This window comes from Anaerococcus sp. AGMB09787 (assembly GCF_022808955.1).
Lineage (GTDB): Bacteria > Bacillota > Clostridia > Tissierellales > Peptoniphilaceae > Anaerococcus.
The window spans coordinates 1-10,379 of the sequence record NZ_JAKZEY010000037.1; the positions used below are offsets into that span (position 1 = coordinate 1).

Genomic DNA, 10,379 nt, shown 5'->3' on the forward strand with positions numbered 1-10,379 from the left:
AAGGCATGGAAAAGACAATGGAAAAGACAATGGATAATAAGTCTGTAGAAAAAATAAAGTCAATCTGTAAAGAATTAAATTTGCAGGTAAAGACAGATGCTCCAGTCGAAAAGAACACTTACCTTAGTGCATGGCATAAACGCTCTATAGTAACTGAAGACTAAGAATTAATTTTATTGATAAAGACAAGTGTTTTAATTGAAAAGAACTTTTATTTTGCTGTATAGCATAGGTGTTCAGTTTCAACTAAATAAGATTATAGTAAATATGAACAGGGTCAGATAATAATCTGGCCCTTTCTTAAGAAAGAGGTTGAGTTATTATTATTTATTTAAATTCAATGTATACACAGGATGCGGGTGCTCCACAGTTACCGATGGAATTTTTGGAGGATATGACATATTACTATGACACAACTGATGATAGTAGATATATAGATATAAATGTAATAGTATATAACAATCTAGAGAGCTATGACATTTATAGTATTATGAAAGGATTAGCAGGGGCATATATTAACTCATATGAAAAAGCTGAGAGTATACCATTTAATGTTTGTACTTTTGAGACTATGTGTAATGCTGAGCTGCTGATTGCCCTCATTAAATCAGAAACTTATACAATTCAATTGCAAAAGTTGTGTAGTGTTTTAGGATACAATTATTCAGAAGCAAATTCAGCTATAAAAAAGTATAACGAACAATTTGAAGTCATAAGTGATATGATAACTGAAGAAAACAATAATATTATCATGAATATGTCATCTGTTGCATCTGTTTTCACCGGGATGTGGCTATGCTCAAAAATAAAGAGAAAAAATCCAAAGATAGTGATTACAGGTATTGGAAATCAGATAAATGTTCCATATGTAGCTGGATTAGCTACCAAGCTGGATTTGATTGATATTGTAGAGCAGCCGAGTTTCCACTATGAGAAAAAAATAACTAGATTAGAATTATTTAAATCTCTTAAGTTAAAAGAGATTATAAAACAATATCCACTTTATCATGGAATTAGGATTATACCATATCAAATTAGTTATGGCTGTTCTTCTAAGTGTAATTTTTGCACTGAAAGAATGCTATGGGACAAAACAGGAGAGTTAAAAGACTGTTTGGAAATTTTTGATTACAATATATGTAAATCAGAAATTGAGTATCTTTCAGATGAATGTAATGTTGACGGATTAACATTTAACGATTGTACATTTGATTTAAGAATACCAATTTTTAAGCTGATTAGTGAACTTATAAGAGAAAAGGATTTATTCTTTTCTGCAAGCAGCAGAATTGATTTGATTGATGATGATTATATAAAGAATTTACAGGAGATGAACTGTACTGCACTTTTGATAGGATTAGAAACTCTTAATAGGAAGTCTGTACAGATATTTAATAAAGGAGATGACTTATATGGTAAGACAGCTGTAGAAACTGTCAAAAAACTGTATGAAAATAATATTGTTGCACAGATAAATATAGTCTTATTTCATCCTAATGAATCGTATGAAGATGTTAAGAAATCGATCGCAAAGGTTCATGATTTTGTTAAAAGGGTAAAAAAAATAGGCGCTATTGTACCTAAGTTGAACGTTGGAGAGATGGTGATTAATTATCCTTCTAAGAATTATATGGATGCTATTAACAATAAAGATACAATTGTAGAGTATCATGCTGATGATAGTTTGAGAGAGATTCCTGTTAGGGTGCGATATCCAAATAAGGTAGGTGAGCAGTCAAAAAATTCATTGATATGCTCTGTTCTCAAAGATATTGAGCCAGTTGATTCCATTGCATTACATATTGTAGCGTTGTTGTCAGGCCATTGGAAACTGTTTTATAAAAAGTGGAGTTCCAATAATATTATCATATGCATTAAGGAAAAAGTAGAAAAAGAAACAGTATTAAATGCTCTTAAAAAATATATAACTGATATAAGTTGTGAAAAAATATTGATGATTAATAAATTGACAATAGATGAAAGTGAAAAAAAAGAGTTTGTGACTAAAGTTTTGCTGTTTAATATATTGGATCTTATAGAATTGAGAGGACACAAATGAGTAGAATAGCAGTTATTAATGTTCCTTATAAGTTGTGTACATCAACTGAAGGTGCGGCAAGTTTACATATAGGTCATTCTATTGCAATTTTGAGGAAAGAGTGCAGGGAAGTTGAATGTGTAGATTATATGGATTACAATTTCGATGAGTTTTTTGCTTTTTCGTCTTTAGTATTTGAATATATTGAAGCCTATAAGAGCAAGTATTTTAAGAACTTACAAAAATATGAAGCCTTGGATGCTATGACAAGAATTATTTTGGAAAAAATGATGGGAATAGATAATGGTATTAATATGCTTTTAGGTATACCTAATGATGACATTGCAAAGATAGTAGAAGCTACAGAATGTGCTTTTTTTAGGCAATTAGAAAATATAAGAATAGGAAATTATGACTCTATTATTCTTTTTGCAGCCAATAATACATCGTTATTATTAATTTTTACTAAGCTTATTCAAAGGTATAAGAATAAGTCTGAAATAATTGTAATAGATCAATTCACTTTTGAGCCTGTTACACCATATTTACAGTCTGTGTATACGCATAAAGATATAGTTGGGAATGACATTAGAATTTTTCAGAAATATGATTTACTTAATCCAGTTTTGGAAAAATGTATAGGTGATATGATAGATACTATCGTAGTCGGTGAAGGGTATGATTATCTTAGGAAGAGGTTTGGGTCAACAGAGAATGCATCTATTTCTCATGAGCGAGATGAGGCAATATTTTACAGCTCTAATGGAGGAAGGTGTTACATAATTCAATCGGAAAGAATAGAGTTAGACAAGCTTCCGTTTCCTGACTATTCAGATATGAGTGACATATATGAATTTGCAGATATTGAGTTTCAAAGAGGGTGTACTTTTGAATGTGTCTTTTGTGAGAGAACACGTATGATGGGGAGGAGTGTAAAGTATCACTCTAGTGAGTACATTGTTAAGATGATAAAACATATCATGAGTTATGGATTTAAGAAATTTACTGTTATTGACTGTGCAATGAATAATAATCAGAAATATATGATAGATGTTCTGAAAGCTATTGATAAGGAACATTTTGATATAGAGTATCAAGGAAATCTCAGAACTCAGGAAACAAGTGATGAGTTTATTAGATTACTAAAGCAGACAGGTTGCTCTGTAATAGCTTTAGGGATTGAAAATGGCAGTGAGGAAGTACTTAAGTCCATGAATAAGAAACAGAGTATTCCAAAGATGAAAGAGCTTCTAAAAAAGCTTTCTGATAATGAAATTTCGCTAATGTTGTTTCTTATTATTGGATTTCCAACTGAAACGATAAATACTATTTCTTCAAATGCAGATCTTCTTGATGAGATAAAAGAATATGTAAATATAGAAATAGTTGAAATAGAGTATTATCATGCAGGTCATATACAGAAACTTCAACCCAATGTTTTTGATGAATATGGAATTGAGTGGAAAAATCCTTATGAAAAAACATACTTACGTGATTCTTCTTTCAATTTCTTCACACCAGGAGTTTTTGGTTCTGCTATTTATAAAAAAGGAATGAGCAGATTAGAGCTATACAAAGCAACAGAGTTATATAAGAAATATTTTAGTGAAAGTGGAATAAAATTAGGAATGATATATTATTAGGTAGTAGGAGTGAACTATGAAAAAATGTATTATTGAAGCACCGTTTGCATTTGATGCAGGACCTCCAATTATAGCACTTAAGTATGCATTTTATAAGAAATATCTTGGTTGTGATAAATTTATAGATATGGATGGAAAGCTATACAAATATCTTGATTATGATCTTGATAGTTACCATCATTTATTATATCTTGCTGGTGGAATGACATTTAGTTATCCGTTAACAGCAGAATTGCCGTTTAACATCATCCCATTTGAGGATTTATACTCTGTTGAGCTGTTGGTTTCAATAATGTATATGGACGATTATACAGATGAACTTAAAAAGTTAACTGAAAATATGGGATTAAATTACAGTATATGTAGTGATAATCTATCCAAGTTTATAGAATTTATGAGAAATATGGCTAACGAGTTGAGGGATTATGACCAGGTATATATTTGCTGTGAGAAACCTGCTGCAGTTTTTTCTTCAGTATTGATGATGCATTTTTTTAAGCTTCAGAATAAAGAAAGTAAGGGTGTTATCATTGGAAAACACGCTACGACACCAGTGGTAAAAAAATTATTAGAAAAGCTTGGAATTTTCAATGAGATTATGAACGAAGACTTTCTGGTTAGGGCCGAGCTTGATGAAATGGATGCTTATAGATACTTATCAGTTGACGATTTTGAATTAGATTGTTACCCAGAAAAAAGGGGGATGAGAAATATTTCATATTCAATTTGTAAAATTTGCCCTTATAAATGTAATTTTTGTTCTATTTCTATGAATTGGGACGGAAATAGGATATATAGGAATGATCTTTCTGAATGTAAAACAGTTGAACAAGTAAAAGTAGACTTAACTAGAGTTAAAGAAGTGCTTGGGGTATCATTCATTAGTTTTTGTGATTGTACAATGAATTATATGGAAAAAAATCTCGAATTATTCAAAGTTTTAAAAGAAATAAATATGCTATATGCATGTACATCAAGAGCCGATATTGTAACTGATGAGTTTTGCAGTGAACTAATTTCTTCTAATTTTGTTAGTGTTATTGTTGGAGTTGAATCATTAAATTCAAGAACTATTAAACTTATGGGAAAAGGTGGAACCAATTATGTTGAACAGGCTATCAATAACTGTAAGAAATTATATGAGTCAGGGTTGGATGTTCAACTTAACAGCCTTATATGCTATCCATATCAAACATATAATGATGTAAAAGAAGATTTAAAGAGATGGGTTATTTTTACCGATGATATGAGGAAAAATGGAATAAAAGTACAGAAAATTCCAGTTGGTACATTAACATTGAACTACCCCTCAAAAATGTATTTTGATGTAATCAATGATTCTAGATTTGAAAAAAAATATCATTATATAACGAGTATGGAAATTCCGTATGAAGTTCGAAATGCTGTTGAAGCAATCCCATATTATGCAATTGATACTCAGAATGAAATCAGTAAGGGAATGAATAAAATGGATTTTGTGAAGCAGATATATGGTTTATGGGATAATGATATAAATTTTTTAGATTCGAACTTATTTTATAGACTAATTCAAAACATTGATGTTTTTATTGAAGCTTGGGAAACAAAAAATAATATCTTCGCAATAGAGTCCAAAAATATTGACGAAAAACTATTTTGTAATCAAGAACTAGTAGAAATAATAGAAAATATAAGAACTAAACCATCAAATTTCGCTGAAATATCATCTCGAATGTTTGATAAGAGAGCAACAGATATTCAATATACTGCTCAGATGATATTGTTATTGTCAATTATGGGCGTATTAAAAATATATTGATAGGAGATATTATGAGAAAAAATGTAACTAGTGAGGGTTTCATTCAGTTAGCCTCTATTGTAGAGGACTATAAAATTGAAGGTATAAATAAGTCGGACTGTGATTTTATTAGTACACCAGTTTTTTTTATTAAGAGAAGGGACAAAAATAACAATTTGATATGCGATTGTGGGAAAGGTCTGACTGTAAAGAATGCTTTTTTGTCAGCATTTTATGAAATGATTGAAAGAGTTTCAGCCGAAAGATTTTTAGGCCAATCAAATCTTAGTAAATCAAATGCTAGAGATAGCCATTTGAAGGAGAAATATAAAAATATACCAACTGAAAAAATCTGTTATGGGGAAAATATATTGGATCGCTCTATTCTTATGATTCCTCAAGATGTCGTTAAATTTCCTCCTGAATCTGAAATAGAATTTAATGGAACAATTGGGTTAGCTTCGGGAGTTTCGTATGAAGATGCTGTTATTCATGCTATTTATGAAGTATTAGAACATGATTCTATTAGTTTATTTTTAAAAACAGGATTGCCTTGTTATCAAATTGAGATTGATGATAGTTACAAAGAAATATTTGAGATTAAAAAAGCTGCTGAGGCTAAAGGCATAAAATGTACAGTGCGATTACTAACTTCTCCATTTGATATATTCCCTGTATTAATTACTTATGAAAACATGCCTGGCTTTGAAAACTATAAGGTTGCTGGAATAGGATGTAGTTTAGATCCTGTTATTGCAACACGACGAGCCCTTACCGAATGTGAACAATCAGCTGCTCTGTGGTATGAGAAATATATGGAGAAAGACATGGAAGAAAGTGAAATTTATCATCCTTCTTTCGATATAGATTTTTTGTATTCTTATGATTTTAAAACTATCAAGCTAAGTGATATTTCTGCTATTAAGACAGAAAATGAACTTGAATATCTAAAAAAAGAACTTTCAACTCAAGTACGTGAAATAATAGTTGTCGATATAAGTAGAGTTGAATCACAAACGAACTGTGTGAAAGTGATAATTCCTGATTTGGAATTTAATCTAGGTGAGGGAAAAGAATTTAATAATATAAAAAGGATTAAAGAGATAAATAAAATAATGAATCAATTTGTTAGCAGGAGTGAATAGTAGAAAATGAGAAAAGTGTATAAAATATATTTTTCTACGATAAAATATATTTTTAATATTGCAAAATTTAGTACTGTTATGATTTTTGCATTAACTATACTTAGTGGATTATTACCAGGAATCCTAGTAATGGCTGAGGAAAATTTTATAAATAGCCTAGTTAAACTTGAGAATTTATCTAGTGTTGATACAATTGTTTATCCTTTTTTATTTTTAGTCTTAGTTCTTTTATTAGAATGGATATTTTCAATAGCAAATAAGTATTTAAATATAGCAAACAGAGAACAGATCAGAAATCGTATTTATAAAGAGATGTTTTTGATTGTAGAGAACACTGATTTTGAAAGAATGGAAGAAAAAGTGAATCAAGATTTGATGATGAGAGTTTTTAATTCTCCAGAAGCTCATTTTTCTACCTTGATTAAATTCTCATTCCTAATAATTAAATATGCTGTAACAATCACAAGCCTTTTTATTTTACTTTTCAATCAAGTAGGACTTAAATCACTCATAATAGTTCTTGCATCTATTATTATAGCTGTAATAGCAAAAAGTGGTGGCCAACGTGCTTATAATTTAGAAGTGGAAAATTCTAATCAAAAGAGAAAAGTAGATTATTATGATGCCATGCTTATGGATAAATCATTTGCAGACGAAAGAATATTATTTTCTTTTTTTAAGAATATCAATAATAAGTGGAACAAGAAAGCTACTACATTAATTGATCAGCAGGCAAAACTTAGCAGGACAATTTTTGCACAGGAAAAGATTGTAAGTGTCATATTATATATAATATCATTTGTTATTATTGTCCTTTTAGTAGGATCTGTAAGAAGTGGAACTATTAGCATCGGCTTTATGATTGCATTTTTAAATGCTACATTTAAGTTATCTAATATGGTTTCGAGAGTATTTGCAGATGCTTTAAGTAAGATATACAAGGAAATAGGATATTCGAAAGATTTTTGGGATTTTCAAAAGCTAGCAACTATTGTTGAAACTAATCAATCTAGACAAGTAGGAGAAAAGATTGAATCAATTCAATTTAAAAATGTTAGTTTTAAATATCCCGGTACACAAAATTATGTACTTAAAAACTGCAGCTTTAAAATGGAAGGTAAAAGAAAATATGCCTTGATTGGTATTAATGGATCTGGGAAAACAACAATTGTAAAATTGCTTAAGGGCTTGTATAAGGACTATGAGGGGATTATTACCATTAATAATATTGATTTAAGAGATATCACTTCAGATAATCTTGCCTCAGAAATTGCAGTTGTAAATCAAGATTTTTCTAAGTATCAAGTTTCATTTATTGATAATATAAATTTAGGTAGAAAGCATGAAATTAAAAATCATGGATTGGTTTTAGATGTATTTAATAAACTTGATTTCAATAAAGTAGGAGGAAATATTAAGTTAGATAGTAAAATTGGAAAAATATATCCTGAGAATATAGACTTATCATTGGGAGAATGGCAAAAGTTAGTTATAAGCAGAGCAATACTTTCTGAAGCCTCTCTTTTAATTCTTGATGAACCAACAGCATCTCTTGATCCAATGGCTGAACAAAAGGTTTATGATCAGATATCAGAACTAAGTGAAAATAAAATAAGTTTATTGATTAGTCATAGATTAGGAGCAGTAAAGGATTCTGAAGATATTTATTTGCTTGAAGATGGGAATGTTAAGATTCATGGTTCTCATGAAGAGCTTATGAAACACAGCGTTTTATATAAAGAAATGTACAATAAACAAAAAGGTTGGTATCAAAATGTTTAATACAAATTTTTTGAAAAATTCATTTGATGCAACAAAAATCATGTACAATCTGGATAAAAGAGCTTATATAAAGAATTTTGCTGTTGGTATAGTTCAAACAATAACGATTGTTGCAAACACCATTTTGATGCAGTTTTTTATTGACGCACTTGCTAATACTGTAGGAAATAACAAAACAATTGGAATTATTGCTTTGCTTATAGGGCTAGCGGTTGTGACTGTTTTGTCCGAAATTATAAATGGATATCAAAATTATCTTTATGGTTACTATATTGATAATGGAGTAAAAATATTAACAGATCTTCTACATGAAAAAATAAGTGAATTTGAAAGAATAAAGTTGGATGATTCAAATGAGTTAGCGAATATAGAAAGAGCACGTAAAGGAGTTGGAAATTTAGTCGAATTGGTTCTTGTTCTTGGTGATGCAATTACTTTTTATGGCTTGTATTTCATTTTACTTGGGATTTATTTTTTTAGCATTGATAAAAAAATGATTATAATTCTTCCAATGATTTTTGTGCCGGTTATGCTATCACATCTTTCAAAAATTAAGCTTTTTTCTGACATGGATGAAAAAATTTCTATGTACAAAATTCAAATGAAACATTTTATTTCTTGCTTTACTAAAAACAATTACTTGCGAGAGATGAAATATTTGAATGCTGAAGCCTTCTTCAAAAATAAATTTTATGAGTCCTTAAAGTCATTTCAACATGAAATATTTTCTACAAATAAAAAGGCTGCAAAAAAAGATTTTATTGGAAAAATGTTAACATTCATAGGCACAGTAGCTATTATTCTACTTCTAACAGCAGAATTGATTAATGGAAATATAACAGTTGGTGTGTTTGGGGCAGTTTTTGCTGCTTTAAAACAGATGTTTTCCTTAATGGATGAATTAATTTCGGTCCACTTTGGTGATGCCATGGAAAATATTGGAACTGTTGAAGCAACAATAAATTTGATTAATGAAAAAAATGATACTAATGTCTATAATGATTATACTGATTTTACAAAAATTAAATTTAATAATGTTAGTTTCACCTATCCTCATCAGAAAAAAAGTGCACTTGATAATATCAGTTTTGAAATTCATAAGGGTGAAAAAATTGCATTAGTTGGTCCTAATGGTTCTGGAAAATCTACTTTAAGTAAACTTATTATTGGTTTATATAAGCCAAGCAGGGGATTAATAACTGTAGATAAGAGTAAGTTGAGATTGTATAAAGACAAACGTACTGCTATTTTTCAAGAATATGTCAAATATAAAATGTCAGTAGAGGATAATATAAAAATATCAGATTTTGATAAGAAGGAAAGTGTGAAATCAAAGATAGATTTATATGCAAAAGATTTAAAAATTGATTTACACACAAGGCTGGGAAAAGAATTTGGAAATGAGGATTTATCAGGTGGCCAGTGGCAAAGTCTTGCCATAGCAAGAGGCTTTTATAAGGATGCAGGATTAATTATTTTGGATGAACCCACAGCCGCAATTGATCCGATCAAAGAGGATAGTTATTATTCACTGTTCCAACAAGAACTAAAGGACAAAACAGCAATATTGGTTACTCACCATTTGGCAAGTGTAAAAATTGCTGATCGAATTATCTATTTAAAAGACGGAAGAATAAAAGAAGAAGGAAGCTTTGACAAGCTTATGTCGATGAAGGGTGAGTTTTATAGATTATATTCTACTCAAGCAAATAAGTATAAAAAATAAATATTAAATTGAGTATTTGTAAAATAATAGTAAAGAAGAATGGGCTTAATAAGCACTATTTTTGTTAAAATATCAGGACAAGTAAAAACAAGCATTGATAACAGTGGGAAGGAACATAAAAATGTTCGTATTTTGTCCTCTAAGCTCTTAAAAGCAAAAGAACAGGTAAAGAGTCAAGACAAAGATAAAAAGCTTTAAGGCAGAGGACAAAGTTAAGTCAAATAAGAAAGAACAGATCAAAGGAACAGAGAGATAAATAAAGGCAGTC

The 10,379-nt window shown here is 29.7% G+C and carries 6 protein-coding genes and 1 pseudogene; all 7 read left to right on the forward strand.

The features are described from left to right. The first annotated feature begins 340 nt into the window (after positions 1-340). Complete coding sequence (locus MUN42_RS07605; protein ID WP_243344087.1) at positions 341-2,059, forward strand: radical SAM protein; 1,719 nt, start codon at positions 341-343, stop codon at positions 2,057-2,059. Further along, entirely contained in the window at positions 2,056-3,681 is a 1,626-nt protein-coding gene (locus MUN42_RS07610; protein WP_243344089.1) for a radical SAM protein, read from the forward strand. The genes MUN42_RS07605 and MUN42_RS07610 overlap by 4 nt, the downstream gene beginning before the upstream one ends. Before the next feature lie 16 nt (positions 3,682-3,697). Beyond that, positions 3,698-5,479: a radical SAM protein gene (locus MUN42_RS07615; RefSeq protein WP_243344090.1), complete on the forward strand. Its 1,782-nt coding sequence runs from the start codon at positions 3,698-3,700 to the stop codon at positions 5,477-5,479. Between the two features lie 11 nt (positions 5,480-5,490). Beyond that, complete coding sequence (locus MUN42_RS07620; protein WP_243344091.1) at positions 5,491-6,603, forward strand: YcaO-like family protein; 1,113 nt, start codon at positions 5,491-5,493, stop codon at positions 6,601-6,603. Positions 6,604-6,609: 6 nt separating this feature from the next. Continuing rightward, a complete protein-coding gene (locus MUN42_RS07625; RefSeq protein ID WP_243344093.1) occupies positions 6,610-8,385 on the forward strand; it encodes an ABC transporter ATP-binding protein in 1,776 nt (591 codons plus the stop codon). Next, positions 8,378-10,111 carry an ABC transporter ATP-binding protein gene (locus tag MUN42_RS07630; RefSeq protein WP_243344096.1) on the forward strand — a complete coding sequence of 578 codons (1,734 nt, stop codon included), beginning with the start codon at positions 8,378-8,380 and terminating at the stop codon, positions 10,109-10,111. Before MUN42_RS07625 ends, MUN42_RS07630 begins: the two co-directional genes overlap by 8 nt. A 60-nt stretch (positions 10,112-10,171) precedes the next feature. Further along, positions 10,172-10,367, forward strand: a pseudogene (locus MUN42_RS09865) (DNA-binding protein); the annotation flags it as partial. Positions 10,368-10,379: the final 12 nt, after the last annotated feature.

Coding starts and splice junctions, on each gene's coding strand:
- MUN42_RS07605 (WP_243344087.1), top strand. CDS start 341: ATGTATACACAGGATGCGGGTGCTCCACAGTTACCGATGGAATTTTTG.
- MUN42_RS07610 (WP_243344089.1), top strand. CDS start 2,056: ATGAGTAGAATAGCAGTTATTAATGTTCCTTATAAGTTGTGTACATCA.
- MUN42_RS07615 (WP_243344090.1), top strand. CDS start 3,698: ATGAAAAAATGTATTATTGAAGCACCGTTTGCATTTGATGCAGGACCT.
- MUN42_RS07620 (WP_243344091.1), top strand. CDS start 5,491: ATGAGAAAAAATGTAACTAGTGAGGGTTTCATTCAGTTAGCCTCTATT.
- MUN42_RS07625 (WP_243344093.1), top strand. CDS start 6,610: ATGAGAAAAGTGTATAAAATATATTTTTCTACGATAAAATATATTTTT.
- MUN42_RS07630 (WP_243344096.1), top strand. CDS start 8,378: ATGTTTAATACAAATTTTTTGAAAAATTCATTTGATGCAACAAAAATC.